Source organism: Pseudomonas sp. GW821-FHT02B10 (assembly GCF_059421865.1).
The window spans coordinates 444,855-470,869 of the sequence record NZ_JBWKVU010000004.1 but is presented as its reverse complement, the minus strand read 5'-3'; the positions used below and the strand labels follow the sequence as shown (position 1 = coordinate 470,869).

The 26,015-nt window shown below is 66.3% G+C and carries 21 protein-coding genes; 11 read left to right on the top strand and 10 right to left on the bottom strand.

What is annotated here, in order from left to right; translation table 11 throughout:
- Window positions 1–49 precede the first annotated feature (49 nt).
- From AC07VU_RS12530 to tagH, 10 genes are all read right to left on the bottom strand, one after another.
- Window positions 50–1,237 (bottom strand): ABC transporter permease, encoded by a 1,188-nt coding sequence (locus tag AC07VU_RS12530; RefSeq protein ID WP_495029948.1) that lies wholly within the window; start codon window positions 1,235–1,237, stop codon window positions 50–52.
- Complete coding sequence (locus AC07VU_RS12525; RefSeq protein ID WP_495029947.1) at window positions 1,237–1,953, bottom strand: ABC transporter ATP-binding protein; 717 nt, start codon at window positions 1,951–1,953, stop codon at window positions 1,237–1,239. Before AC07VU_RS12525 ends, AC07VU_RS12530 begins: the two co-directional genes overlap by 1 nt.
- Window positions 1,953–5,009, bottom strand: a complete 3,057-nt coding sequence (locus AC07VU_RS12520) for a serine/threonine-protein kinase (protein ID WP_495029976.1) — start codon at window positions 5,007–5,009, stop codon at window positions 1,953–1,955. The genes AC07VU_RS12525 and AC07VU_RS12520 overlap by 1 nt, the downstream gene beginning before the upstream one ends.
- A gap of 34 nt (window positions 5,010–5,043) precedes the next feature.
- Entirely contained in the window at window positions 5,044–5,769 is a 726-nt protein-coding gene (locus AC07VU_RS12515) for a PP2C family protein-serine/threonine phosphatase (protein WP_274303659.1), read from the bottom strand.
- 34 nt (window positions 5,770–5,803) lie between these two features.
- Window positions 5,804–6,496: a type VI secretion system-associated protein TagF gene (gene tagF, locus AC07VU_RS12510; protein ID WP_495029946.1), complete on the bottom strand. Its 693-nt coding sequence runs from the start codon at window positions 6,494–6,496 to the stop codon at window positions 5,804–5,806.
- Window positions 6,493–10,005 carry a type VI secretion system membrane subunit TssM gene (tssM, locus tag AC07VU_RS12505; protein WP_495029945.1) on the bottom strand — a complete coding sequence of 1,171 codons (3,513 nt, stop codon included), beginning with the start codon at window positions 10,003–10,005 and terminating at the stop codon, window positions 6,493–6,495. The genes tagF and tssM overlap by 4 nt, the downstream gene beginning before the upstream one ends.
- On the bottom strand, window positions 10,002–11,369 hold the full coding sequence (locus AC07VU_RS12500; RefSeq protein WP_007930440.1) for a DotU family type VI secretion system protein: 1,368 nt from the start codon (window positions 11,367–11,369) through the stop codon (window positions 10,002–10,004). The genes tssM and AC07VU_RS12500 overlap by 4 nt, the downstream gene beginning before the upstream one ends.
- Before the next feature lie 6 nt (window positions 11,370–11,375).
- Window positions 11,376–12,710 (bottom strand): type VI secretion system baseplate subunit TssK, encoded by a 1,335-nt coding sequence (tssK, locus tag AC07VU_RS12495; protein ID WP_053261650.1) that lies wholly within the window; start codon window positions 12,708–12,710, stop codon window positions 11,376–11,378.
- A 21-nt stretch (window positions 12,711–12,731) separates the two neighbouring features.
- On the bottom strand, window positions 12,732–13,202 hold the full coding sequence (tssJ, locus tag AC07VU_RS12490; protein ID WP_495029975.1) for a type VI secretion system lipoprotein TssJ: 471 nt from the start codon (window positions 13,200–13,202) through the stop codon (window positions 12,732–12,734).
- A 107-nt stretch (window positions 13,203–13,309) separates the two neighbouring features.
- Window positions 13,310–14,701, bottom strand: coding sequence for a type VI secretion system-associated FHA domain protein TagH (gene tagH, locus AC07VU_RS12485; RefSeq protein WP_495029944.1), 1,392 nt, complete (start codon window positions 14,699–14,701; stop codon window positions 13,310–13,312).
- A gap of 381 nt (window positions 14,702–15,082) precedes the next feature.
- Between tagH and tssA the strand changes: the two genes are divergently transcribed.
- The 11 genes from tssA (at window position 15,083) to tssH (ending at window position 25,991) form a co-directional block, all read left to right on the top strand.
- The gene (gene tssA / locus AC07VU_RS12480) at window positions 15,083–16,105 is read left to right on the top strand and encodes a type VI secretion system protein TssA (RefSeq protein WP_457276765.1); all 1,023 of its coding nucleotides are present in this window, start codon (window positions 15,083–15,085) and stop codon (window positions 16,103–16,105) included.
- A 65-nt stretch (window positions 16,106–16,170) separates the two neighbouring features.
- Window positions 16,171–16,686: a type VI secretion system contractile sheath small subunit gene (gene tssB, locus AC07VU_RS12475; protein ID WP_009049566.1), complete on the top strand. Its 516-nt coding sequence runs from the start codon at window positions 16,171–16,173 to the stop codon at window positions 16,684–16,686.
- Between the two features lie 15 nt (window positions 16,687–16,701).
- Window positions 16,702–18,195, top strand: a complete 1,494-nt coding sequence (tssC, locus tag AC07VU_RS12470) for a type VI secretion system contractile sheath large subunit (protein ID WP_495029943.1) — start codon at window positions 16,702–16,704, stop codon at window positions 18,193–18,195.
- Between the two features lie 97 nt (window positions 18,196–18,292).
- On the top strand, window positions 18,293–18,781 hold the full coding sequence (locus AC07VU_RS12465; protein WP_007923461.1) for an Hcp family type VI secretion system effector: 489 nt from the start codon (window positions 18,293–18,295) through the stop codon (window positions 18,779–18,781).
- Between the two features lie 75 nt (window positions 18,782–18,856).
- Complete coding sequence (locus tag AC07VU_RS12460; RefSeq protein ID WP_037005248.1) at window positions 18,857–19,288, top strand: type VI secretion system amidase effector protein Tae4; 432 nt, start codon at window positions 18,857–18,859, stop codon at window positions 19,286–19,288.
- Window positions 19,285–19,725 (top strand): hypothetical protein, encoded by a 441-nt coding sequence (locus AC07VU_RS12455; protein WP_150051947.1) that lies wholly within the window; start codon window positions 19,285–19,287, stop codon window positions 19,723–19,725. Before AC07VU_RS12460 ends, AC07VU_RS12455 begins: the two co-directional genes overlap by 4 nt.
- Window positions 19,726–19,771: 46 nt before the next feature.
- Window positions 19,772–19,900, top strand: a complete 129-nt coding sequence (locus AC07VU_RS12450) for a hypothetical protein (RefSeq protein WP_255313573.1) — start codon at window positions 19,772–19,774, stop codon at window positions 19,898–19,900.
- Window positions 19,888–20,403: a type VI secretion system baseplate subunit TssE gene (gene tssE / locus AC07VU_RS12445; protein ID WP_009044342.1), complete on the top strand. Its 516-nt coding sequence runs from the start codon at window positions 19,888–19,890 to the stop codon at window positions 20,401–20,403. The genes AC07VU_RS12450 and tssE overlap by 13 nt, the downstream gene beginning before the upstream one ends.
- Window positions 20,400–22,259: a type VI secretion system baseplate subunit TssF gene (tssF, locus tag AC07VU_RS12440; RefSeq protein WP_150051949.1), complete on the top strand. Its 1,860-nt coding sequence runs from the start codon at window positions 20,400–20,402 to the stop codon at window positions 22,257–22,259. Before tssE ends, tssF begins: the two co-directional genes overlap by 4 nt.
- The gene (tssG, locus tag AC07VU_RS12435) at window positions 22,241–23,275 is read left to right on the top strand and encodes a type VI secretion system baseplate subunit TssG (protein WP_420801028.1); all 1,035 of its coding nucleotides are present in this window, start codon (window positions 22,241–22,243) and stop codon (window positions 23,273–23,275) included. The genes tssF and tssG overlap by 19 nt, the downstream gene beginning before the upstream one ends.
- Window positions 23,268–25,991, top strand: coding sequence for a type VI secretion system ATPase TssH (tssH, locus tag AC07VU_RS12430; RefSeq protein WP_495029942.1), 2,724 nt, complete (start codon window positions 23,268–23,270; stop codon window positions 25,989–25,991). Before tssG ends, tssH begins: the two co-directional genes overlap by 8 nt.
- Window positions 25,992–26,015 lie beyond the last annotated feature (24 nt).

Below are 26,015 nucleotides of genomic sequence, written 5' to 3'. Positions count from 1 at the left end.
GCCCCTCAGCCAGACCAGGCCCCTCCGCCAGACCAGAACCCTCCGCCAGTTACACATCGCGCAGTCCTTCCGATGCTTCGATCCGCGCCGCGCGCCAGCCACCGGAGGCCGCCGCCAGCAGGCAGCAGAGCAGCGTCAGCAGCAGGGCCAGCAGGTAGTGGACCGGCAGCAGCCGGCAGGCGAACTCCCCCGTCGCCGGCGCGAACAGCCGGTTCAGCCCGGTTTCGGCCATGCCGTACAAGCCCCAGGCCAGCAGCAGGCCGAACACCCCGGTGTACAGCGCCTGCAGTACGACGAAGGCGATCAGGGCGCCGGTCGAAAAACCCAGCAGGCGCAATACCGACAAGGCCCTGCGCTTGCGCTCGACGGCGGCCAGGGCGCTGGCGGTCATGGCCGCGAAGGCCCCGGCCAGGGCCAGGCTGGCGATGACCCAGAACACCAGGGTCAGGTTGTGGCTGAGGGAGCGCACCTGGGCGATGACGCCGGCCTGGGTCGCGACTTCCAGCTGGCGCTCGGCGAAATACCGGCGCAGGCGCTCCACGCCGTCCAGGTCCGCGGCGTAGAGACGGAACCCCGGATACACCCGCGCCGTGTTCACCTGTGGCTCGTACCCAGGCCAGGCCTGACCGTCGCGGTAGTCTTCGGCGGCTTCCAGCAGGGCCAGGGGCGCGAACAGCGCATCACGCGGGAAGGCCGCGAGTGGCAAGACCCCCTGCACCCGCAGGCGGGTGCGCTGGTATTCCTGGCGCCCGCCGACCTGACGGCCGAACGCGGCGCTCAGCACGTCGCCGCCCTGGACCCCGAGTTTCTCCGCCGCCCGCTGGCTGAGCAGTACCTGGTCCGGCGCTTGGGGCAGTAGCGCGGGCGCCACCAGCGGGTCGCCCGCGGCGGTGGGGATCATCTCGACCGTCAACGCCTGGCCGGCCGAGTCCGGGTAGAGGTCGGCGGTCGCGGCGATCTGTCGGGTACGCGGCACGACGAAGGCAACCTCGGGACGCGCGGCCAGTTCGGCGATGGCCTGGGCGCTGAAGCGCCCGCCGCCCATGGGCACCACTTCCCGCACGGCGGGGTCGCGCTCCAGGCGTTCGGTCAGGGTGGTGACCAGGCCGAACTTGAGGCCGAACAGCACCAGCAAGGGCGCGAGCACGGCGACCAGGGCCAAAACCGCGCAAACCGACAGGCGCACCTCGGCGCGGTAGTCGTGCCAAGCCAGCAGGGCCATCAGGGCAAGCCGCATCAGCCACCTCCCGCCAGGGTCGCGGTGACCCCGCCATCCGCGCCGCGCTGCACCTGCAAGGGATGCAGCTGCAGCCCGACGCGCCGGGCCAGCGCCTCGTCATGGGTGGCGACCAGAATGCACACGCCGCGCTCCTCGGCCTGGGCCACCAGCAGTTGCATGACCCGTTCGGCGTTCAGCGGGTCCAGCGAGGCGGTGGGCTCGTCCGCCAGCACGATGCTCGGCCCATGGGCCAGGGCCCGGGCGATGCTCACCCGCTGGCGCTGGCCCACGGACAGTGCCGCTGGCAGCTTGTGCAGTTGGTCGGCAATTTCCAGCTGTTCGGCCAGGCGCCAGACCGTGGCATCGGCCGGCAGGCCGAGCAGCGCCCGTGACAAGCCGATGTTGCGCTGCACGTCGAGAAACCCCAGCAGCCCGCCCGTCTGCAGCACATAGCCCATGACCCGGCTGCGCAGCCCGGCCAGCACATCCTGGCGGCCGCTGCGCCAGAGCCCGGCGACATCCAGCGTCCGCTCGTCGGCGTGGCATTCGAAGACACCACCCGGGTCCGGGGACAGCACCAGGGCCAGCAGGTCCAGCAGGGTGCTCTTGCCGCTGCCGCTGGGACCTACCAGGGCCAGGCGCTGGCCCGGCCGCAGGTCGAGCCGGGGCACCACCAGGCTGTAGCGCTGTGGTCCCTCGCCGCGGGTCTTGCGAATATCCCTGAGCTTGAGCATCAGGGCAGCGTCGCCAGGGGTACGCGGTACAACGCATCGCCCGGCTGGGCCTCGCCGAAGCGGACCCAGTTGGCGCTGTCGTTGTGGAAGGTCTCGTACAGGCGGATCTTCGACTCCAGCTCGTCGATGAAGTCCTGCTGCTCGGCCACGCTCAGGGACAGCCAGAGGTCCTGGGTCATGGTCAGCGATTTACTGCGATACGGCAGGCCGTCCAGGTACTCGCCGAGGATGCCGCCTTCGACCAGGTTGCCGCCCTGCTTCAACCGCGTCGGGTCGCGGCTCATGTGAGCGCTGGCGCTGGCGATTTCCTGGAAGAAATCCTTGGGCGAGGTCTGGGTACGGCGGGCCGCATCGACAATCAGTTTCAGCGACTGCTGCAGGTCGTTGAGTTGCAGCTTGGTCAGCAGCACGCAGACCTGGAAGGCCGGCAGCGAGGGGTTGGTCAGGTCATGGTCGGAGGTCCAGGCGGTGATCAGCTGCGGTGCACGGACCGCCGACTGGCGACCGAGAAAGTCCATCTGCATGGCGTAGCCGATGGCCGTGGCCTTGCTCGCGACGCTCGGTGCCCCCTGTGGCGGCGGCAGGCTCGGCAGCTGGTTGTTGCGCGCCTGATGCACCTGTTCGGCGAATACCGAGCCGATCTCGGCGACCGTATCGCCGAAGCGACCGACATCGCCGCCCGCCACCGGGATGTACAGGTCGCCGATCTGCGGGTTGGCGTCGGCCGTCAGGCTGCGGTACTGCTGCTCGGCGAAGTCATGATTTTTCCGACCGGCCTCGGTGCGCAAGTGCAGCGCATAGAGCTTGATCCGTTTACTGAGGGCAGCTTCGCGCACCTCGGCTTCGTTCATCTGGGTGCGCCCCAGCGGATCGTTCTTGCGCAGGGCGCCAGCATCGGTGACCAGCAGGATCAGCCGCCCGGCATAGGGACTCCAGTCCATGCCCTCGACCGCCGCCATCACACCGGCGAAGGCATCCTCATTGAAGGCGTGGCTGGACACCTGGGCGGCCTTGACCTGGCCAGCCAGCTCGAGGAAGCGCTGTGGATCGCGGCCCTGCTCCAGGCTCACCAGGGTTTGCGCCACATATTCCAGGCCCGGGGTTTTCTCGACATTGCTGCGAAACCCCACCAGACCGAAGCTGACGCTGTCCAGGTCGCCACGGCTGGCGATCTGCCGATGTAACGCCTGCACCACCTGGCGCACCCGGTCGATGTAGGGCTGCATCGACACCGAGGTGTCGACCACCAGCACGATCGCCGTGCGGAAGGCATCGCTGGCGGCCTTGGCCGCCCCCCCGGCCTTGCCCAGGGGCGTATTGCCGGGGTCGATGGAGGCCACATTGAGCAGTTGCACCGGCTGACCGTCGGCATCGAAACTCTCGCGGGCCTCGAAAATCGGCAGCAGGTAGAACTGGTCCTGGGGAATGGCGCTGGCCACAGGCTCCAGCGCGACGATCTGCGGGTCCACGCTGCCTTCGTTCTGCGCCTTGTGCAGTGCGCTACGGGCCTGCGCCGTGTCCGCCAGAAACCGCTCGAGGGTGCTTGCTTCGCGCAGGAACATGACCGGCGAACGACCGGAGCGCTCGGTGAACTTCAGCACCAGGCTCTGCTTCCAGTCGCTTGCCTGCTCGGCCGGCAACCAGCCATCGCGCTGGCCATCGCTGGCGGCGCCGACCTCCAGCCAGGTGCCACCCGCCACCGCCTGGCGCTGATAGACATATAGCACCGAGAACGCCGGCAGCGCGGCACCGCTGGGTGCCGCCCCGGGCTGGCCGGACACCTGTGCGCCGGGCTTGCTCAGCACGCGCTGGAACAGGGTTTTCTTGCCCGGCATCAGCAGCGGCCGGTCGCCGCCGTCGGCGTTCGTCGCCAGCGGCGGTTGCGCTGCGCTGGCCGTCTTGGCGGACGAGCCCTGCACCTCGCCAGCCGGCGTTTTTTTGGCCTCGACCTGACCGTTTTCCGGCTCCACCGGCGGCGCCGAGCGCAGCCACCAGTAGCCCCCGCCAGCCAGGGCCAGTACCCCGACCACGGCCACACCGAGCAGCGCCCACAACGGCCCGCGCGACCTGGGCGGCTCTGCGCCGAGGCTTGCGGCCCGCTCGGGTCTGGCCGTGGCGGCTGGCTCGGGCTCTGGCGCAGCGAGCGGCGGCATGTCCAGGGAAACCGGCGTCAGCCCGCCCAGGCCGGTCGTCGCGGATTGGCCGGCGGCCGCCGCGGCGGGCAACGGCAATGGGCGGATCTGCGTCGCCTCGGCATCGGCCGGCCCGGCGGGCGGCAGGTTGTCCAGCGCGGCGATCAGGGCATCGGCATCGGCAAAACGCTCGGCCGGGTCCTTGGCCAGCAGCTTGCGCAGAATCCCCTGGTAACGGCCGTGGGTCATGGGCAGTTCGGGTAGCGGCTCAGTCAAGTGGGCCAGGGCCGTGGACAGCGAGTCGCTGCCGGTATAGGGCAGCTTGCCGGTGAGTATCTCGTAGAGCACCACCCCGAGGGCGTAGAGGTCGGTGCGACCGTCGATCTGCTGGCCGCGGGCCTGTTCGGGACTCATGTAGCTGGGTGTGCCCACGGCGAAACCGGCCTGGGTGAACTGGGTGCTGTCCTCCAGGGACTTGGCGATGCCGAAGTCCGAGAGCACCGCCGAACCGTTGGCGCGAAACAGGATATTGGCCGGCTTGACGTCCCGGTGTACCAACCCCTGGGCATGGGCATACCCCAGGGCCAGGGCGATCTGGCGCAGGTAGACCAGGCCCTGCTGCGGGCTGAGCCCCTCGGCAATCCGTTCCTTCAGCGTCCCGTTCGGCAGGTACTCCATGGCCATGTAGTAGAAGTGGCCGACATTGCCGATGTCGTAAATGGTCACGGTGTGCGGGTGGGAGAGCCGCGCCAGGGTCTTGCCCTCGCGCAGGAAGCGCTCGCAGAAGCTGCGGTCGGCGGCCAGCGCGGCGGCCATGACCTTGAGCGCCACCTTGCGCTCCAGCGAGCGCTGGGTCGCCAGGTAGACCGTGGCCATGGCGCCCTCGCCCAGCTCGCGCTCGATCCCATAGCCGGGAATGTCCATGTCCGTGCTCGAGCGTTCTTCGACTGATGCGTTTTCAGTGGGCATTGACGACTACCGCCGTGATGTTGTCGGGAGCGCCCCGGGTCAGCCCCAGGTGCACCAGGCTGCGGACCACCTCATAGGGGCTCGCGTTGCCCAGCACCTCGCGCAGTTCATGGTCCTCGACGGTCTTGGTCAGCCCGTCGCTGCACAGCAGGAAGCTGTCGCCGGGACGCACCTCCAGGTCCACGGCCGAGAGTTCCAGCCGGTCCTGGGTGCCCACGGCGCGGGTGACGATGTTGGCCATGGGGTGCTCCCGCGCCTCGTCCTCGCTGAGCAGCCTGCTGTCCAGCAACTCCTGGACATAACTGTGGTCGTGGCTGATGACCTCCAGCTGGCCCTCGCGCAGGCGATACAGGCGGCTGTCGCCGGCCCACAGGCAGGTGGCGTTGTCTGCTCGGGCGGCCAGCAGCACCAGGGTGCTGCCCATGATGCCGACACCGCGCTGCGCGGTTTCCTGGCGAACCGCCGCGTTGGCCTGCTCCAGCCCCGCCCGCAACGCCTGGACATAGGCCGCCAAGGAGGGCTCGGGCGGGATGGCGCGTAGCGTATCGACGATCAGGCTGCTGACGAAATCGCCCGCCGTATACCCGCCCATGCCGTCGGCCACCACCCAGAGGCCGGCTTGCACCGCATCCAGGCAGGCGTCCTCGTTGACCTGACGCACCATGCCGACATGGCTGTGACTGGCGGATTCGTAACGCGTTACGGCTGACGACATGCCCTGGCTCCCGAAATGTTCCTAATTCCCAAAATCAGCTCCCGAAATCGAACTGCGCGGTTTGCGCAAGCGACGCGTAGCCGCCCTCGCCCAGCAGAAAACCGCTGAAATCCTGCGCCGCCGGCAACCCCTGGCAACGCAGCAGGCCGGCGGCGACCCGTCCGGAACCCTTGCCCCACCAGAGGCTCGCGCCCTCGCAGGCGTGCTGCATCAGCACCGCCCCGCGCGCCGCCGCAGTCGTGGCGGCGAAACGCACCTGCCCCTGCAGCGCCTGAATGCCCGGCACCTGGGTGCTACAGACCGGGCTACCGAGGGCCGGCACCGCGGCCTCGAAGGCCTCGACAGCGGCCTCGGGCTCCAGGGTCGAGAGCAACAGGACCTCGGCGGCCTCGAACCAGTCATCCGGGCCGGCCACCAGCGCGCCCAGATCGGTCTCGGCCTCCAGCAGCAGCGCGATGGTCAGCGGGAAGTAGCGCCCGACCCGGTCGACGCTGGGCATCATCACCCCCACCGCCGCCTCACTGCCGAGCAGGCCCGGCGCCACGGCAAAGCGCCACAGCGGGCTGACCAGGTAGGCGTCCAGCCAGGCCGCCCCCAGCGCCGCCTGGCTGCTGGCCATGCCGGCGGAGAGCCAGGCATCCCAGCGCTCGATAAAGGTCGACGACAGGCCGCGGTGGATGAAATCCCCGCGGCCGGCCAGCTTGCCGTAGAAACCCGGGCTGCTCACAAGCGCTCCGGCAGGCTGAAGCCGGACACCAGCCGACCCTTGAACGGGTTGAACGCGCTACTGGCGCGCAGTTCGCAGGAGATGCTCGCAGTGTCGACGCGCATCCGCAGGGTAAAGCGGTCCGGAGCATTGCCCTGGGTCAGGTCGGACTGCTCCAGCAAGCGAAACCAGGCCCAGGGTCCCTCCAGGGTCAGTCCCGAACGACCGGCGCTGGTGGGCGGCGTGACGGACAGGCGCACCACCCCCAGGCTGTTGGGGCTGGGCCATTGCATCGCCATCGGCCGGCTGGGGCCATGGTCGTAGCTGAGCTGCTGGCCGTCCAGATCGAGCAGGAACTGGCTGATGGAGGCGTCCATGGCCACGGGCTTGAGCTCGAAGCGTACCGCCGGCTGGGTGCCTCCAGCGCGGAAGTAGGCATCGCGAATGGCCGCGGCGCGTTGGAAGGTTTGCAGCACGCCCGGGCCGATGCCGAGTTTTTCCGCGGCGCCCGGCTGCCAGCGCCAGTTGCTGGTCGAGGTGTTGACGTAGGGTTGCAGGTACTTGCGAAAGTAGTTGTCCATCACCCCGCCCACGCCGAAAAAGTTGCCGAAGTCCTCCAGGGTGGCCTCCCGCGAACTGGAGTTGACCAAGGGATAACGGCCGGCCAGGGACTGGCGGTAGACATTCACCACCTCACTGATCCAGGCCGCGTTGAGCTGGGTGCGGATGCTGCCCATCATGCTGCTGGTGGTGGCGCTGACCACCGAGTTGACCAGCTTCTGCACCAGTGGCGGCTGACGCTCGGCGCCGAGCTTGACCCGTGATGCCGTGGCCACCGCCTGGTTCTTCGCCTCGCCCAGCAGGGCCTCGCCGCTGGCGCCGCTCATGGCGCTGACCTGCACATAAAGCTCATTGAGCTGGGCCAGCAGATCGTCGATCGGCGCTGGGCCATCCCCATGGCTGGTCACCAGGCTATTGAGCTCGGCGAAGCGAGCGGTGATGGGGTCGACCTGCGAGGTTGCCGACGAATCTTCCTGGGCCGCTTGGCCGACCAGCGAGCCGAGCTGCTGCTTGAGTTTGTCCACGGTGCCGTCGGCGGCCTTGAGCTTCTCGGCCAGCAGGCGATCCTCTTGTTGCAGGTTGGTTTCCCTGGCCACCGCAGCGAGCAGTTTCTTCAGTGGCGAGTTTGGCCCGGAGAGCACCCGCAGCACATCGGCGGCCTGGGCGATGCCGTTGATCGCGACGAAATCGAGATCGCCGAGCAGTGTTTCCCATTGGTTGAGGAAATCCTGGAAGTACAGGGCACGCACCTCCAGGGCCAGGCTGGCGACATCCTGGTTGTCGTTCAATGGCCGGCCGAGTACCCATTGTTCCTCGGCCAGGGCGCCGGACTGGCTGAGGCTGGCGACCATGAACGCCTGGCGGTAGCCACGGTAGGTATAGAAACCGGATAACGGATCGCTCAGCGGCTTGCCGCTCTTGCGCGTGAACACCAGGGCAGCGTCGCGCCCGGCCGCTTCGCTGAGGCGAAAATCCGCTACGCCCTCGGGCAGCTTCTGGCGTTTCACCCGGCTGTAGACCCGCTGCGCCACGGACATCTGTTGCAACTGCCGACGCAGGTCGGCCAGCAGTTCCTCATCCAGCCTCGCCGGCGGTGGCTTGTGGGCGAACAGCGCATTGAGATGCTCGGCCAGGGCCAGGCGCTGTTCCGGGGCCAGGTCGCGCGGCAGGCTGTGGTCCCAGTCGAGGTTGATCCAGGTCTTGATGGCATCGGCGTCATAGTGCTCGGCGCTGGCCAGCATCAGGTAGACCTTGAGGCCTTCGTAGAGAAACTCGGTGTTGCCGCCGCTGCGCAACTGTTCCTCGATGCGGGTCAGCAGACGCGGCGCCAGCACCGCGATCAGCAGCTTGCGGTACACGCTGGCGGCTTCGGCGCCGAGCATGTCGCCCTGGAACAGGCCATAGCCTTCGGCCCAGGACAGCGAATTGTCGGCGACATGGCGAACGGCGTTGAGCAGCGGCAGCGCGGCCAATACCTCGCGCTGCGCCGGGCTGAGGGATTCGACCTGCCCCTTGAGCGGCGCCAGGCGCGCGTCCACCTCGGCGATATAGGCCTGGTTGGCGCGGTAGCTGGCGACCCAGATGGCCGTCACCGTCAGCAAGACCAAGGCACTGGCGGCGAGTACGCCACGATTGATCCAGCGATGCCGGCGCTCGACCTTGGGGTTACTGCCGACCAGGCCGCGCTCGCCGAAGGCGACATCGCGGAACAGGCGGGTGATGAAGTAACTGCGGCCTGTGCCGGTCTGGCGCGCCAGGTGCTGGCGATCCAGGTTCATGCTTTGCGCCATGCTGCCGATCAGACGGTCGATGGGGCTGCCTTCCTGGGTGCCGCTGGTGAAGTACAGCCCGCGCAACAGCGCCCGCTCTTCATAGGGATTGGGCTTGAACACCCCCTCGAGGAAGGACGACAGGTTGTGACGCAACGCCGCGAACTGCTGGATGAAGCCGTAGATCAGATCGCGTCGATTGGGGTCGCGCTCCTGTTGCAGGCGCTCGACCAAGCGCTCGGTAAGACGCGCCTCGAGGGCGGTGAATTCCTCGTCGAAACGGGCCAGCGGGCCTTGGGGGCTCTTGCCATCGTCCAGGGCAAAGGTGACGCCCCAGACCTGCGCGCGCTCTTCCTTGCTCAGCGCGTCGAAGAACTCCATGAATCCCGGCACCAGGTCGAACTTGGTAAGCATCACGTAGATCGGGAAGCGCACACCCAGCTGGCTATACAACTCCTGCACCCGCGTGCGGATGGCCCGGGCATGGGCGCTGCGCTCGGCCTCGCTGCCCAATAGCAGGTCGGACAGGCTGATGGCGACGAAGACGCCATCGATCGGCCGGCGCTTGCGCTGGTTCTTCAACAGGTCGAGAAAGCCCAGCCAGGCCGCCTTGTCCACCGCCGCATGGCTGTCCTGGGTGGTGTAGCGCCCGGCGGTGTCCAGCAGCACCGCTTCGTCGGTGAACCACCAGTCGCAGTTGCGCGTACCGCCGACTCCGCGGATCGCCCCACTGCCCATCTGTTCGGCCAGCGGAAAGTGCATCCCGGAATTGACCAGCGCGGTGGTCTTGCCCGAGCCCGGCGGGCCGATGATCACGTACCAGGGCAGCTCGTAAAGGTTGCGCCGCTCGTTACCGCCGAGCTTGCTGCGCTTGAGCAATAGCAGCGCTTCGTCCATGCGTTGCTTGAGGGCCGCCAGCTCTTCGGCGGTGGCAACGCTGGCCGCATCCGGCGCCACCGCCGCCAGGCCCTGCATGACCTTGGCGGCGTTGCGCCGGGCCTGGACGATGCGCAATACGCGCACCCCGATCCAGGCCAGGAACAACAGGCCGATCAGCGCCCAGCGTACGGCCGCCGGGGCCAGGGGTTCATAGGCAGCGACGATGATCAGCGGACCGAGGAACCAGATCACCAGGCTCAGGGCGAGCAGGCCGAGCAGCGGCACCACCCAGCGCACCAGGAAATTGATAAAGGCCTTCACTGGTTGCCCTCCGCTAGCACGGTGATCTCCACGCGCCTGTTCCTGGCGCGTCCGGCGGCGCTGTCATTGGAGGCGACCGGTTCGGCGTCGCTGCGTCCTTCGGCGGTGAAGCGCTCGGGTTGCCCGCTGCGGGCAGCGAGGATCTCCATCACTTGCTGCGCGCGATCCTGCGACAGCTTCCAGTTCGAGGGGTAGCGCAAGGTGGCGATCGGTCGGTTATCGCTGTGCCCGGTGACCTGCACCGTGCCCTTGATCTGGCGCAGGGCATCGGCGACGCGCAGCAGCAAGGGCTGCAACTGTTCGGAAATGCTCGCGCTGCCCGAGGCGAACAACTCGTCGCCACGAATGGTCACCACCGAGCGATCCAGCGCATCCTCCACGGCAACGCGCTGGGCCTTGATGTCCTCGGCGAGGAAGCGCGCCAGGCGCGGGCGTTCGATCAACCTGGGCTGCTGCGGTGGACGGTCGATGGTTTGCACCGGGATCTCGCCCAGGGCGTGGATATTGCGAAACACCGGCTCGGCGTCGGCCGCCAGCTTCAGGCGCAAACCGAACAACAGCAGCAACAGCACGGCCAGGCAAATGGCCACGCCAACCCAGGGCGGCAGGAACTGCGACAAGCGATCGCGCACCACGCTGAGCCCCCGCCAATGCGGCGACAGCTCGCGCTCGAATTCGCCGCGCACGCTGCGAATGGTCGCGCTGGTGCGTTCGCGCAAGGCCTCCAGCTGGCTGCGGCCGTCATTCATGACCCGGTAACGGCCCTCGAAGCCCAGGCAGATGCAGAGGTACAGCAGCTCCAGAATGTGCAGGCGCTGCTGCGGGTTCTGCAGACAGTGTTCGAGCAGTTGGAAGACTTTTTCGCCGCCCCAGGCTTCGTTGTGCAGGGTGATCAGCAGGCTCTGTTTGCCCCAGTCGCTGGTACTGCCCCAGGGGGTGCTGAGGACCGCCTCGTCCAGTGCGGTACAGAGCACATAACGGCTGAGCATCACCTCATCCTGGGCTACGCCGGCGGCGCGCGCCTGCTCCTCGAACTGGCGCAGGTAGGCCAGCAACTGGGCGCGCAGGCTGGCCGGCTGCGGGTGAGCGAGGGTGCTGCGCAAGCGGGCCAGCAACGCCAGTATCGGGCCGGCCGCCCGCTCCAGCGGGTTGAGGCCCTGGGCCAGGCTGCTCGCCACCGGAGCGCCCGGCATTGCAATGTGCGGATCGGCGGCGCTGGCGCCATCCTTCCTTGGGGCAGAGGCATCGACGGAGCGCCCGCCGGGCCGCGGCATGATCAGGGTATGGTCGTTGCCGCCCGGCGAGGCGCCGCCTGAAGTGCCGCCTATGCCAGAGCTGCCGAAGGGATCATCGATCGGGTGCATGACGAACTATCCTCGAATGGCCCAGAAGGCCAGGTTCAGGCCCGGGAACTGGCCGGCAATGTGAAAGGCGAATCCCCCTGAGTGGGCCAGCTGTTTCCAGTGTTCGCTGCCACGGTCCAGTTCGAAGTAGCTTGAGCCGGCGTGATAGGGAATCTGCCGCGGCGCCACGGGCATGGACAGCAAGGCGATGCCGGGCAACTGCAGATTGACCAGGTCGCGGATGTGTTCCACCGAGCCGATCTTGGCCTGCTGGGGGAAATGCGTGCGCAGGGTTTCGGCCGGCACCTCGGCACGCACCACCAGGACGAAGCTGGCCATCTCCAGCAAGCTCTTGTCGGCCAGCATCGCCACATGCACGCCGTAGGATTTCTCGACGATCGGAATCGGCGTGGCGCGGGTATCGATGACCATCGACAAGGCTTGCCGCAGGTCATGCATCACCGGGGCGAAGCTGCTCGCCAGGTCGTCGTGGGCATAGGCCGGGTAGTCGCTGGGGCGACGCCCGGCTGCGGAAAAGGTGGCGAACTCCCCCGCCAGGCAGACCGCCTCGCGATAGAAGTCCTGCGGGTGCAAGGGGCTCAACCGGGCCAGGTGGCTGAGCAAGGGCTCGGCGCGATTGACCAGTTGCAGCAGCAGAAAGTCGGCGATCTCCGAGGCGCCGCCGGCCCCCGAGGCCACCACCCGACCGGCCAGGGCCTCGCCGCGCTGGTGCAACAACCCTTGCAACTCGCTGCGAAAGGCCGCCAGCACGCTGGAGGCGGCCACATCGAGCAGCGGCGCAATATAGTCCTCGTCCAGTTGCACGGCATTGTCCGCACGCTTTTCCAGCACCCGGATCACACCGAGGCAGGCATATTCGCCGAGGCCATCGCGCTCGGTCAGCAGGCGCAGGGCTTTGCCGCCGATCGCCAGCGACGCCCGGCTCTCGAAGGCGGCGTTGTCATCGCGCACTTCCCGTACCTGGCTGATATAGCGCGCACCGCCAGGTGCTTCGCCCTCCCCCACGGTGTCGCGGCTGCCGGCACGCTTGAGCGGCAAACCCAGGAAGACCTGCGCATCGCGCAGGTTGTCGTTGACGTTCAATGGCGGCGGCGGCAGATCGTCGCCGGGAATGTCGAAAGGCGTGCCATCGGGTAGCACCCCGCGCGCGCTGACAATCGCCACCTTGCCCTGGCCGAGCAGGGACTCGTCGATGCGCAGCTCGGAGAACCCCCAGCCCCCGGCGCTCAACGGGCGGCAACGGCCATCGATCAGGGCTTCCATGTAGCGATCATGTTGCTGGAGATGCTGCGGCCGCAGAAACATTCCTTCGGACCACACCACACGGTTATTCCAGGACATGGACTGGCTTCCTCGACAGGACTAATTCGCAGGTTTCGTGGCGGCCGCGCTGATCGCCCTGGCTGTCAGGGAAACCGTCAATGGCGTGGTTGCATGGCTCGGGATATTGACCATCTGGCGCCACACGGCGCTGTCCAGTTCACGGTAGGACACCACCAGGCCGAGCAAACGGCTCTGCTCGTCGAGCGTGCGCTCCAGGGTCAGCCTTTGACCCGGCTGGACCAGTAATTCGTCCTGCGCCACCAGGTCCGCGGACAAGGTCGCGCCGGTGGCATTCACCAGGGAGAAATAGTCGGCGCGACTGAAAGCTCCACCGCTCTTCAACTCATACAAACGCACCCGCACCGGCGTCGCCTGGCCGCCCGCCGAAAGATTCAGATCGGCAGCAGCCTGGATATGCATGACAACGACAGTAGGCGCAGCGGGCGGCGGCGGGCTCGAAGCACAGGCAGTCAGCAGTAGTACTGTTGCGAACAACAAGAACTTTGGCATGTCGTCCTCCATGACGCTTATTATTCCAAATCGAAACTACCGATCGCCAAACAAGATCAACTCACTATTTAATAGCCACTGGCCTTTATCCAACTAACCGATGGCGCTCAGCCTTTTCGCAACTTGGTATTTTGTTCTTCATAGGCACGACTGAATTCGCGCCCGAACAAATCCTCGAAATCATCTTCGGCCTCCCTGGAAATGCTCGCATAGAGTTCCGTGAACAACTCCCAGTATTGCGCTTGACGTCTACCGGGCAGCAAAGCGCCAATAGCCGAAGGTTGACTTAAACGCGCTTCCAATACCGCTGGCTGAAAACGCTTGAGCAGGTGTTGGATCGAGGCTTGTACGCCCGCCATGACGGCCAGTTGATGCGCTTTCAGGTCGTCGAAGCTTTCCTTGATCGCCTGGTCGGCCGGCATGAAGGCCTGGTTGCCGGAACGCAGCAATAACAGCAGCGCCTCATCGACATTGGGGGCGAATTTGAGGGGGTTGTTCTCCACCGGGCGGATCATGGTCTGGGCCATGCGGAACTCACCCTTGAGGCTGGCACGGGCGCGCAGCACCTCGATCAACCCCTCGACCATATGCCGGTAGCTGCGGCCGATGGCCTCCATTTGCGCGCGGGTTTCGCCTCTGTCGATACGCAATGGCTCGAGCCCCGCGCCCCTGAGAAAGGCTTCCAGCACCTCTTCCTTGTCGCCCCCGCTTGCCGGCGCCGCAGGTGCAACCGCGGCCCGTTGCACGGCCGGTTCGGGTGCGCTGCCGGCAATATTCTCCGATGCCGCTGGCAATGGTTGCGGCTGGGCCTGCGCGGTGGCTTGCACAGTGGCCGGCGCCACCGGCGCCGGGCCCGCCCCCAGTTCGGTGAAGGGGTCCCAATCCGCCGGAATCGCCGGTGCCGCGCCGGTTTCGCTGGCCGCAGGGGCACTCGGGCGTTGTGGCTCAGGCGGGCGAAAATCATGGCGTTCGGGCGGCACGTGGTCGGCCAGGGCCGGAGGGGGAACGGCCGGGGACGCAAGAAAATCGAACAGGTCGGGCTTGGTGTCCAGGGGCGAACCGCCCGCATGGATCTGCACCCTGGCGGGGGGCGCCGCCGCTGCGCCGGGCATCTCGCCGGGCGCCTGGCGCTTGATCAGCGCATCGAAGCCGGTAAAGGGATCGCTCATCCCGGGCGCGCCGTTGATCTGCACCAGGATGTCGTACTCGCCGACGCGCAGCAGTTCGCCGTCGCGCAAGGGTTCGCTGTTGCCGCGGTGCATGCGCACGCCGGCATTCACCAGCTGTACGCCATTGGTGCTGGTGTCGGTCAGGTAGTAGGTGCCGTCGCGCAGTTGAATGACGCAATGCTGGCCGGACACCAGGCGCTCCGGGTCTGGAAGTACCCAGTCGTTCTCGGGGTTGCGACCGATTTTCAGCTCACCGCGATCAAGCTCGAACTCCGCGCGTTGGCCGGGAGTCAGCTTGTGATAACTGGTGATTGTCAAACGCAGCGGCATTGGAACTCCTTGTACGGTATTGCTCAATAACAACAGCTCGGGCATGCCAGCGAGTGCAAAGCGAGTATAGCCCCCTAAAAGATTTCCGCGCCCTCAAAGTTCCTGCGCTTATATTCGCTTTTTTCAAATAAACCCTATAACAAAAGAAACTAAAAAAACCACCGCCGACCGCCTATCTTCAAACATCACAGTGTTCCCCCACTGGTCGGAGAGTTTCTTGACAACAATTGAACTGGGCTAAAACTTCAGGTCAATTGTTGAATTAAGAAATGACGCCAGAAAGTGGCTCTGGATAGAACACTCATCCGCAGCAAAAGGGATTTAGTCGTGCGCTCACCCTGACCGGGCGCCGATTGCCGGGCCGATATGGAGATCACGTCCGTGGTGGATGTACAGCGCTTGTTGGAAACCATTTCCCCCGACTCCCCCTGTGGCGGCGACCTCGAGTACGACGCCGCCTTTCTCGAGCTTGAACGCGCGGCGCAAGGCCAACCCGAACGGCAGATGGGCGATGCCGTGTTACCCGCCGCACCGCCGGAATGGCGCCAGGTCCGCGACCTCTGCGTCGAGCTGTTCACGCGCAGCAAAGACCTGCGCATCGCCAACTACTTCCTGCAAAGCGCCATTGCCCTGCACGGCTTGCCCGGCCTGGTGCAAGGGTTACAGCTGATCCAGCAGTTGCTCGCGCAGTATTGGGACGACCTGCATCCCAAGCTGGATGCAGAAGATAACAATGACCCCACCTTTAGGATCAACGCTCTCGCCGGCCTCAACGCCGAGCCGGTCATTCGCCTGCTCTGGGGCATGCCGCTGATCAGCTCGCGGGCATTTGGCAGCGTCGGCCTGCGGGCCGCGCTGAATGCCGCGGGCTTGCAGCGCTTCGCCAGTGAAAGCCTCAGCCCGGACCAGCTCGGCGCGGCCTTTCAGGACTGCGCGGGCGAACAGCTCGAGGCCTGCCGCGCCGCCCTGAACGATGCCCATGGCACGCTGTTGACCATAGAGCGTGAGGTCAACGAACGGGTCGGCTCCACCCACGGCGCGGACCTGGGCACGATCAAGCAACTGCTTCGGCATGCCGTGCAAATCATCGCCGAGCACGCCCCTCGGTCGGACGCTCCCGGCGCTGTCGCGCAGGCCGGCGAGCCTGTCGATGCCGCCATGTCCCCGGCCCCCGGCGCCGCCGCGCCGCGCATCGCCGGCGAGATCGGCAGCCGTGACGATGTGCTGCGCAGCCTCGACCGGATCCTCGGTTATTACGCCAGGCACGAGCCCTCAAGCCCCGTGCCGGTGCTCCTGAGCCGCGCCAAGAAACTGGTCAGCGCCGATTTCGCCACCATCGTGAGCAACCTGATTCCGGACGGCTTTTCCCAGTTCGAAAAATTGCGCGGGCCCGAGGGTGAATAGTCCGAGTGAAAACGCTTTAACCGACGCCCATCCAACACAGCCGCATAGGCAGCGCAGGAGGAAAAATGGCTAACACCAGCAGCCAGAAATTCATCGCCCGTAACCGTGCTCCCCGGGTGCAGATCGAGTACGACGTAGAGCTTTACGGCGCGGAGAAGAAGGTGCAGTTGCCCTTCGTCATGGGGGTGATGGCCGACCTTGTCGGCAAGCCTGCCGAGCCGCTGCCGGCGGTGGCCGACCGCAAGTTCCTGGAGATCGATGTCGACAACTTCGACTCGCGGCTCAAGGCGATGAAACCGCGGGTGGCGTTCAATGTGCCCAATGCCCTGACCGGTGAAGGCAACCTGAGCCTGGACATCACGTTCGAGAGCATGGACGACTTCAGCCCGGCCGCGGTGGCGCGCAAGGTCGATGCCCTCAACCAACTGCTCGAAGCCCGCACCCAGCTGGCCAACCTGCTGACCTACATGGACGGCAAGACCGGCGCCGAGGACATGATCATGAAGGCGATCAAGGACCCGGCCCTGTTGCAGGCGTTGGCCAGTGCGCCGAAACCGACCGAACCCGAGCCGCAAGCCTGACAGAGGACGCAGACCATGGCCGAATTGATGAAAGACCCGCAGGTCCAGGCAGACGCCGCGACCGCACCGAGCGACTTCGCCGCCTTGCTCCTGCAAGAGTTCAAACCCAAGACCGAGCACGCCCGCGAGGCCGTGGAAAGCGCCGTGCGCACCCTGGCCGAACAGGCCCTGAGCAAGACCGAGCTGATCTCCAACGACGCGATCAAATCCATCGAATCGATCATCGCCGCGATCGATGCCAAGCTCACCGCGCAGGTCAACCTGATCATGCATCACGCCGATTTCCAGCAACTGGAAAGCGCCTGGCGCGGCTTGAGCTACCTGGTCAACAACACGGAAACCGACGAGCAGCTGAAGATCCGCGTGATGAGCATCGCCAAGGGCGACCTGCACAAGACCCTGAAGAAGTTCAAGGGCACCGCCTGGGACCAGAGCCCGATCTTCAAGAAAATGTACGAAGAGGAATACGGCCAGTTCGGCGGCGAGCCGTTCGGCTGCCTGGTGGGCGATTACTACTTCGACCAGTCGTCGCCGGACGTCGAGCTGCTCGGCGAGCTGGCCAAGGTCTGCGCGGCGATGCATGCGCCCTTCATCAGCGCGGCCTCGCCGACGATGATGGGCATGGGCTCCTGGCAGGAGCTGTCCAACCCGCGCGATCTGACCAAGATCTTCACCACGCCGGAATACGCTGCCTGGCGTTCGCTGCGCGACTCCGAGGACTCGCGCTACATCGGCCTGACCATGCCGCGTTTCCTCGCCCGCCTGCCCTACGGCGCCAAGACCGACCCGGTGGACGCCTTCGCCTTCGAAGAGGAAACCAACGGCGCCGACAGTTCCAAGTACACCTGGGCCAACTCGGCCTATGCCATGGCGGCGAACATCAACCGCTCGTTCAAGCTCTATGGCTGGTGCTCGCGGATTCGCGGCGTGGAGTCCGGCGGCGAGGTGCCGAACCTGCCGACGCACACCTTCCCGACCGACGACGGTGGGGTGGACATGAAGTGCCCGACCGAAATCGCCATCGCCGATCGGCGCGAGGCGGAGCTGGCGAAGAACGGTTTCATGCCGCTGCTGCACAAGAAGAACACCGACCTCGCCGCCTTCATCGGCGCCCAGTCGCTGCAGAAGCCGGCCGAGTATGACGACCCCGACGCCACCGCCAACGCCAACCTGGCGGCACGCCTGCCCTACCTGTTCGCCACCTGCCGCTTCGCCCATTACCTGAAGTGCATCGTTCGCGACAAGATCGGCTCGTTCAAGGAAAAGGACGACATGCAGCGCTGGCTGCAAAACTGGATTCTCAATTACGTGGACGGCGACCCGGCCCACTCCACCGAAACCACCAAGGCGCAGCACCCCTTGGCTGCGGCGGAGGTGGTGGTCGAGGAGATCGAGGGCAACCCCGGTTACTACAGCTCCAAGTTCTACCTGCGCCCGCACTACCAGCTCGAAGGGCTCACGGTATCGCTGCGGCTGGTATCCAAACTTCCATCCGCCAAGGCGGTTTGATTCATCTCAGGAGGCATTCGCCGTGGTGGCGGGTGCCCTGCGACGCAGCGTGGCGAATCACTGGCACACAGTGGTGCAAACCACTTAAGGAGGCATGATGGCTGTTGATATGTTTATCAAGATCGGCGACGTCAAGGGCGAGTCCCAGGACAAGAACCACAAGGAGGAGATCGACGTGCTCTCCTGGAGCTGGGCCATGGCCCAGGCCGGCAACATGCATGTGGGCGGTGGCGGCGGTGCCGGCAAGGTCAATATCCACGACCTGACGTTGACCAAGTGGGTGGATAAATCCTCCCCCAACCTGATGATGGCCTGCTCCAGCGGCAAGCATTACGACGAGGCCAAGCTGACGGTGCGCAAGGCCGGCGGCGACGATCCGGTCGAGTACCTGACCATCACCCTCAAGGAGGTCCTGGTGTCCTCGATCGGCACCGGCGGCAGTGGCGGCGCGGATCGCCTGACCGAAAACATCGCGCTGAATTTCGGCCAGGTGCTGGTCGACTACCAACCGCAGAAGCAGGACGGCTCCAAGGACGGCGGCCCGGTCAAGTACGGCTGGAATATCCGCCAAAACGTCAAGGTGTGACGCCAGCCACCCTGCAGCCCTGCCGCAGGGTGCTCGGCTTGTACCAGGGGCCACGGCGCAACAGGAGGTTCGATGATGGCCAGACCCGCGTTCATCAATCTGTGGAACAACTACCCGGCTGAAAGCCAGCCTTGCGATGGCGGTTGGGAAAATCAATGCGCGATCCGCCTGAGCATTACGCTCAACGCCGAGCGAAGCATCCTCGTGGATGGCCACACCTATTCGGAACCGCGCTGCAGCCACGGCCACGCCCGCGGTGCCGAGTCGCTGGCGAACTGGCTGTGGCGCCAGCATCTGGGCCGACCCAGCATTTTCACCGATGCGGCCAAGGCCAAGCTGCAGCTCAATGAGAAGAACGGGATCATTTTTTTCAAGGATTGCTTTACCCGCAGTGGCGAGAGTCGCGCGGCCGGCGACCATATCGACCTGTGGAGCCGCGGTTTCACCAAGACCTACGACGACCCGGCCAACCACTCCGCCCAGGTGTGGTTCTGGGAGCTGTCATGAGTCGGCACCTGCTTCGCCTTATCGTCGCGGGCCTGGCGGGTTTGATGTTGCCCGCCTGTGCGCAGAACCCGGCCGATAGCGCCACCCAGGCGCGCTTCCTGGCCCGGGACCTGCTGCTGGAAGAGCGCAATGGCAACTGTCGTGTGCTGGTCCCGCAGCAACCCGGCATCGACCTGAGCCTGAAATGGCCTTGCCAGTTCCACCGTGACCCCAGCGGCACCCTGCGCACCAAGCAGGTGGGTACGCGCCAGGTGATATTGGTGGAAAGCAGCGAGCAACTGCCCTCGCCCAGTCGGGATTGCCGCACCGAGATCCAGGCGATACGCAGTACCGGGCAGGGTTTGGAAGCCTCGTCGGCGGTGAGCCGGGTGACGGCCTGCCCGCCCTTCCAGTGGGATGAGAAAATGTTTATCGGCCTGTTCGAACCCGACGCTTGAACGCACGCCAGGGCTCGGCGCGAAGCCTGCGAACCAGGAGATGACGATGAACGCCGAGGAGCCGGCGCACGCCGTCGGCCAGCGCCCGTTGACCACCGACAACGGCGAAACCGGGCTGTTCGAACGGCACAGCCTCAGCTTCACCGACAGGGATAACCGAAGATGGCCGAGCTGACCCTGCAAGAACGCCTGCAACCCTCGTTGCTCGATCGCCTGACCGACGACGATCCGCACAACCCGAAAGAAGCCGCCGAGCGCCGCGTCATGTCGCTGACCCAGCTGAAAGCTTGCGTGCTGCGCGATCTGGCCTGGCTGTTCAACACCTGCGTGCTGTTCGATCCGGAGCAGGCCGCGCAGATGCCAGCGGGCAACTCGGTGCTGAATTTCGGCCTGCCGCCCCTGGCCGGACACACCGCCTCAAGTGTCGATGTTCAGGCCATCGAAGCCTTGTTCAGCGACACCATCGCCACTTTTGAGCCGCGCATCCTCAAAGGCTCGTTGAAGGTTCGCGCGCGACTCGACGGCAATGACATGAGCCACAACGCCCTGAGCTTCGAGATCGAGGGCGATCTGTGGGCCGAGCCGGTGCCCCTGCGCTTGCTGCTCAGCACCGCCCTCGACCTGGAAACCGGGCACGTCAAGGTGACGCCGGCCGAGCCCGCCAGGAGACGCCAATGAACCCGCGCATGCTCGAGTATTACAACCAGGAGCTGCAGCATATCCGCGAGAGCGCCGCCGAGTTCGCCCAGGAGTTCCCCAAGATTGCCAGCCGCCTGACCCTGTCCGACATCGAATGCGCCGACCCCTATGTCGAGCGTCTGCTGGAGGGCTTCGCCTACCTGAGCGCGCGGGTCCACCTGAAGCTGGACGCCGAATACCCGACCTTCACCCACAATCTGCTGGAAATCGCCTACCCCCATTACCTGGCGCCAACGCCTTCGGTGGTGGTGGTCCAGCTGGTCGCCGACCCCAACGAGGGCTCGCTGACCAGCGGCTTCACGGTCGAACGCCACGCCGCCCTGCGCGGCCAGCTGGGCCATGGCGAGCAGACCGCCTGCGAATACCGTAGCGCCCATGCCGTGACGCTGTGGCCGTTGCAGGTCAGCCATGCCGAATACTTCGGCAACCCGGCCGCGACCCTCGGTCGACTGGCCGCCAGCGAACCCAAGGCCAAGGCCGGGTTGCGCCTGCGCCTGCGCTGCGGCGCCGGGTTGCCGTTCAACGCCCTGGCGCTGGACAGCCTGCCGCTCTACCTCAACGGCGCCGACGAGCAACCTTTCCGTCTGTACGAACAGCTGCTCGGCAACGCCTGCGCGGTGTTTATCAAGAGCGTCGACGGCGACTGGGCCGAGCGCTTGCCTGTGGAGAGCCTCAAGGCGCGCGGCTTCGACGATCGGGACGCGGTGCTGCCGGTGGTGCCCCAGGCCTTCCAGGGGTATCGCCTGCTGCAGGAATATTTCGCCCTGCCCAATCGTTTTTTGTTCGTCGACTTCACCGGGCTGAGCGCCGGTGTACAGCGCTGCACCAGCCAGGAACTGGAGGTGGTGGTGCTGTTCGATCGCCTCGACAGCACCCTGGAAGGCACGGTGTCGGCGACCCAATTCGTGCCCTTCTGCACCCCGGCGGTGAACCTGTTTGCACGCCGCACCGATCGCATTCACCTGAGCGAGCGGGTGCATGAGCACCAGGTGATCGCCGACCGCACCCGGCCGCTGGATTTCGAGATCCATTCCCTGACCCAGGTCACCGGCCATGGCAGCGGCCCCGAGCAGCCGTTCCAGCCGTTCTATGCGATCCGCGACCCGCTGCGTTATGGCCGCGAGCAGGCCTACTACATCGTCCGCCGCGAGCCGCGTCGCTTGTCCAGCCAGCAACGGCGACGCGGGCCACGCTCGACCTATATCGGCAGCGAAACCTTCGTCTCGCTGGTGGATGTCAACCAGGCGCCCTATCGCCACGACTTGCGCCAGCTTGGTCTCAGCGCCCTGTGCACCAACCGCGATCTGCCGCTGCTGATGCCGGTGGGTACCGGCAAAAGCGATTTCACCCTGGAAGACAGCGCCCCGGTGCTGGCCGTGCGCTGCCTGGCCGGGCCAAGCCGGCCGCGGCCGAGCCGCGCGCACGATGCCAGCGCCTGGCGGCTGATCAGCCAGCTGTCGCTGAACTACCTGTCGCTGAGCGAACAGGGCCAGGGGGCCGCGGCGCTGCGTGAATTGCTGCGCCTGTACGGCGACCCCGGTGATGCGGCGCTGCAGTTGCAGATCGAGGGCCTGCGCCAGGTGCGCAGCACGCCCTGCACCCGCCGCTTGCCGATGCCGGGACCGATCGTTTTTGGCCGTGGCCTGGAGATCAGCCTGGAGTTCGACGAAAACGCCTTCCGCGGCACCGGCGTGTACCTGCTGGGCGCAGTGTTCGAGCGCTTCCTGGCCCGTTACGTGTCGATCAACAGCTTCACCGAAACCGTGCTGCGCACCACCGAGCGCGGCGAAATCATGCGATGGCAGGCGCACCCCGGATGTCGACCGAACCTCTGAAACCGCTGCACAGCATCGAGCGGATGGCCGACGAGCCCTGGGCCCTCGATTTCTTCCAGGCGCTACGGCGCATCGAGTGCGAGGCCAGCGACCGGCCGCGCATCGGCCATTCCCTGCGCTTGCACGACGACCCGCTGCGCCTGGGGCAGAAACCCGACTGCGGCTTCGCCCCCTCGACCCTGGCCAGCATCGAGACCGGCCCCGAGGGCGCCGCGCCGCGCATCGAGCAGTTGTTCTTCGGCCTCACCGGGCCCAACGGCCCGCTGCCGCTGCACCTGACCGAATACGCCCGCGATCGCCAGCGCAACAATGACGACGCCAGCTTCACGCGCTTTCTCGACGTGTTCAATCACCGCCTGTTATGCCTGTTCTACCGCGCCTGGGCCGAGGCGCGGCCGACCGTCAGCCATGACCGCCCCGCCCACGACTACTGGTCGATGCGCCTGGCCGCGCTGTCCGGGCGGGGCATGACCAGCCTGCTCGGCCAGGGCCCGATCGCCGACTCGGCGCGCTACCACTTCACCGGCCACCTGGCGGCGCAAACCCGCTACCCGGACGGCTTGCGCGCGATCCTGGAAGACTACTTCGGCGTGCCGGTGAGCATCGAGGAATACGTCGGCCAGTGGCTGGAGTTGCCACAGCGCAGCCAGCTGGGCGTGGCGCTCTGCTCGCTCGGCAGCGACCTGAGCCTGGGCACCCACGTCTGGGATCGCCAGCATAAATTCCGCATCCGCCTGGGGCCTTTGAGCCTGGAGCAATACCGCCGCCTGCTGCCCGGCCAGGAAAGCTTCGGCGAACTGGCCGCCTGGGTCGCCGAGTACCAGGGCGAGGAGCTGGATTGGGAAGTCAATCTGCTGCTGCGGCACCAGGACGTGCCGCGCATCGATCTCGACGGCCAGACCCGCCTGGGCTTCGACACCTGGCTCGGCAGCCCGTCGACGGATGCCGGCGACCTGCTGCTGGCCCGCGAATACGCCAGCCATACCATCCCCTCAAGGAGCAGCGATCATGAGTGAGATCAGCCGCGCCGCGCTGTTCGGCAAGTTGAACAGCCCGGCCTACAAGGCCATCGAAGCCGCCACCGTGTTCTGCAAACTGCGCGGCAACCCCTATGTGGAACTGGTGCATTGGCTGCATCAGCTCCTGCAATTGCAGGACTCTGACCTGCACCGCCTGGTCCGCCAGTTCAGCCTCGACCCGGCGCGCCTGTCCAGGGATATCACCGACGCCCTGGACCGCCTGCCGCGCGGCTCGACCTCGATCACCGACTTGTCCTTGCAGGTCGAGGAAGCCGCGGAGCGCGGCTGGGTCTATGGCAGTTTGCTGTTCGGCGAGAGCCAGGTGCGCAGCGCCTACCTGGTCGTCGGCATGCTCAAGACACCGAGCCTGCGCCACGCCCTCTCGGCCATCTCCCGCGAGTTCGACAAGATCAAGGTGGAGCACCTGATCGAGCGCTTCGACGAATACCTCGGCGACTCGCCGGAAAACGGCCTGGCCGCCAGCGACGGTTTCAACGCCACCGCCGCGCCGGGCGAAGCGAGCGGCGCCCTGGCGCCCAGCGCGCTGGGCAAGCAGGAGGCGCTCAAGCGCTTTACTGTGGACCTCACCGAACAGGCCCGCAGCGGCAAGCTCGACCCCATAGTCGGGCGCGACGAGGAGATTCGCCAACTGGTCGACATCCTCATGCGCCGCCGGCAGAACAACCCCATCCTCACCGGCGAAGCCGGGGTCGGCAAGACCGCGGTGGTCGAGGGCTTCGCCCTGCGTATCGTCGCCGGCGACGTGCCGCCGAGCCTCAAGGACGTCGAACTGCGCACCCTGGACGTCGGCCTGCTGCAAGCCGGCGCGAGCATGAAGGGCGAGTTCGAGCAGCGCCTGCGCCAGGTCATCGAGGATGTGCAGGCCTCGCCCAAGCCGATCATTCTGTTTATCGACGAGGCCCATACCCTGGTCGGCGCCGGCGGCGCGGCCGGTACCGGCGATGCCGCCAACCTGCTCAAGCCGGCCCTGGCCCGTGGCACCCTGCGCACCGTGGCGGCAACCACCTGGGCCGAATACAAAAAGCACATCGAGAAGGACCCGGCCCTGACCCGGCGCTTCCAGGTGGTGCAGGTCGACGAGCCGTCCGAGGCCAAGGCGATCCTGATGATGCGCGGCGTCGCCTCGACCATGGAGCAGCACCACAAGGTGCAGATCCTCGACGAGGCGCTGGAGGCCTCGGTCAAGCTGTCGCACCGTTATATTCCGGCCCGGCAGCTGCCGGACAAATCGGTGAGCCTGCTCGACACCGCCTGCGCGCGGGTCGCCATCAGCCTGCATGCGGTACCGGCGCAAGTGGACGACAGCCGCCGACGCATCGAGGCGCTGAGCACCGAGCAGGCGATCATCGGCCGCGAGCAGGCCATTGGCATCGCCATCGGCACTCGCCAGCAGGAGGTCGAGGCGGCCCTCGCCGAGGAACGCCAACGCCTGGCGACCCTGGAGAGTCGCTGGAGCGAAGAGAAAGCCCTGGTCGATGAACTGCTGGCAACCCGCGCCACCCTGCGCGCCGCCGCCGAACCGCTGGACGACAGCGGTAGCGAGGCCGATACGCCATCGCCACAGCTGGCTGAAGCCGAACGCACGGCATTGCGCGACAAGCTTGGCGAGCTGCAGAGCCGCCTCGCCACCTTGCAGGGCGAAAACCCGTTGATCCTGCCCACCGTGGATTACCAGGCGGTGGCCGCGGTGGTCGCCGACTGGACCGGCATCCCGGTCGGACGCATGGCGCGCAACGAAATCGACACCGTGCTCAGGCTCGACGAGCACATGAAAAAACGCATCATCGGCCAGGACCATGCCCTGGCGATGATCGCCAAGCGCATCCAGACCTCCCGCGCCGGGCTGGACAACCCCAGCAAGCCGATTGGCGTGTTCCTCCTCGCCGGCACCTCGGGCGTGGGCAAGACCGAAACCGCCCTGGCCCTGGCCGAGGCCCTGTACGGCGGCGAGCAGAACATCATCACCATCAACATGAGCGAGTTCCAGGAGGCGCACACCGTCTCCACCCTCAAGGGCGCCCCGCCCGGCTATGTCGGTTACGGCGAAGGCGGCGTGCTGACCGAGGCGGTGCGGCGCAAACCCTACAGCGTGGTGTTGCTGGACGAGGTGGAAAAGGCCCACCCGGACGTGCACGAAATCTTCTTCCAGGTGTTCGACAAGGGGGTGATGGAGGACGGCGAAGGCCGCCTGATCGACTTCAAGAACTGCCTGATCCTGCTCACCACCAATGCCGGCACCGAGATGATCGCCAGCCTGTGCCGTGACCCGCAACAGCTGCCCGATCCCGATGCCATCGCCAAGGCGCTGCGCGAGCCGTTGCTCCGGGTGTTCCCGCCGGCCCTGCTCGGGCGCCTGGTGACCGTCCCCTACTACCCGCTGAGCGACGTGATGCTCAAGGCCATCACCCGCCTGCAACTGGAACGGATCAAGCAGCGCGTGGAAAGCGGGCACAAAGTGCCCTTCGCCTACGACGACAGCGTGGTCGACCTGATCGTCTCGCGCTGCACCGAGATCGAGAGCGGCGGACGGATGATCGACGCCATCCTGACCAATACCCTGTTGCCGGATATGAGCCGGGAATTTCTCACCCGCATGCTCGAGGGCAAGCCGCTGGCGGGCGTGCGCATCAGCCAACGGGACAATGCGCTGCATTACGCATTCGACCCGCATGTTGGCGAGACGACCGACTGACGCCCGAACGCGAGCCGGAGGAAG

Excerpts from the sequence above, each read along its gene's own strand:
- AC07VU_RS12530 (WP_495029948.1), bottom strand. The coding sequence starts at position 1,237 with ATGCGGCTTGCCCTGATGGCCCTGCTGGCTTGGCACGACTACCGCGCC.
- AC07VU_RS12525 (WP_495029947.1), bottom strand. The coding sequence starts at position 1,953 with ATGCTCAAGCTCAGGGATATTCGCAAGACCCGCGGCGAGGGACCACAG.
- AC07VU_RS12520 (WP_495029976.1), bottom strand. The coding sequence starts at position 5,009 with ATGGACATTCCCGGCTATGGGATCGAGCGCGAGCTGGGCGAGGGCGCC.
- AC07VU_RS12515 (WP_274303659.1), bottom strand. The coding sequence starts at position 5,769 with ATGTCGTCAGCCGTAACGCGTTACGAATCCGCCAGTCACAGCCATGTC.
- AC07VU_RS12500 (WP_007930440.1), bottom strand. The coding sequence starts at position 11,369 with ATGCACCCGATCGATGATCCCTTCGGCAGCTCTGGCATAGGCGGCACT.
- tssK (WP_053261650.1), bottom strand. The coding sequence starts at position 12,710 with ATGTCCTGGAATAACCGTGTGGTGTGGTCCGAAGGAATGTTTCTGCGG.
- tssJ (WP_495029975.1), bottom strand. The coding sequence starts at position 13,202 with ATGCCAAAGTTCTTGTTGTTCGCAACAGTACTACTGCTGACTGCCTGT.
- tagH (WP_495029944.1), bottom strand. The coding sequence starts at position 14,701 with ATGCCGCTGCGTTTGACAATCACCAGTTATCACAAGCTGACTCCCGGC.
- tssB (WP_009049566.1), top strand. The coding sequence starts at position 16,171 with ATGGCTAACACCAGCAGCCAGAAATTCATCGCCCGTAACCGTGCTCCC.
- tssC (WP_495029943.1), top strand. The coding sequence starts at position 16,702 with ATGGCCGAATTGATGAAAGACCCGCAGGTCCAGGCAGACGCCGCGACC.
- AC07VU_RS12465 (WP_007923461.1), top strand. The coding sequence starts at position 18,293 with ATGGCTGTTGATATGTTTATCAAGATCGGCGACGTCAAGGGCGAGTCC.
- AC07VU_RS12460 (WP_037005248.1), top strand. The coding sequence starts at position 18,857 with ATGGCCAGACCCGCGTTCATCAATCTGTGGAACAACTACCCGGCTGAA.
- AC07VU_RS12455 (WP_150051947.1), top strand. The coding sequence starts at position 19,285 with ATGAGTCGGCACCTGCTTCGCCTTATCGTCGCGGGCCTGGCGGGTTTG.
- AC07VU_RS12450 (WP_255313573.1), top strand. The coding sequence starts at position 19,772 with ATGAACGCCGAGGAGCCGGCGCACGCCGTCGGCCAGCGCCCGTTGACC.
- tssE (WP_009044342.1), top strand. The coding sequence starts at position 19,888 with ATGGCCGAGCTGACCCTGCAAGAACGCCTGCAACCCTCGTTGCTCGAT.
- tssF (WP_150051949.1), top strand. The coding sequence starts at position 20,400 with ATGAACCCGCGCATGCTCGAGTATTACAACCAGGAGCTGCAGCATATC.
- tssG (WP_420801028.1), top strand. The coding sequence starts at position 22,241 with ATGTCGACCGAACCTCTGAAACCGCTGCACAGCATCGAGCGGATGGCC.
- tssH (WP_495029942.1), top strand. The coding sequence starts at position 23,268 with ATGAGTGAGATCAGCCGCGCCGCGCTGTTCGGCAAGTTGAACAGCCCG.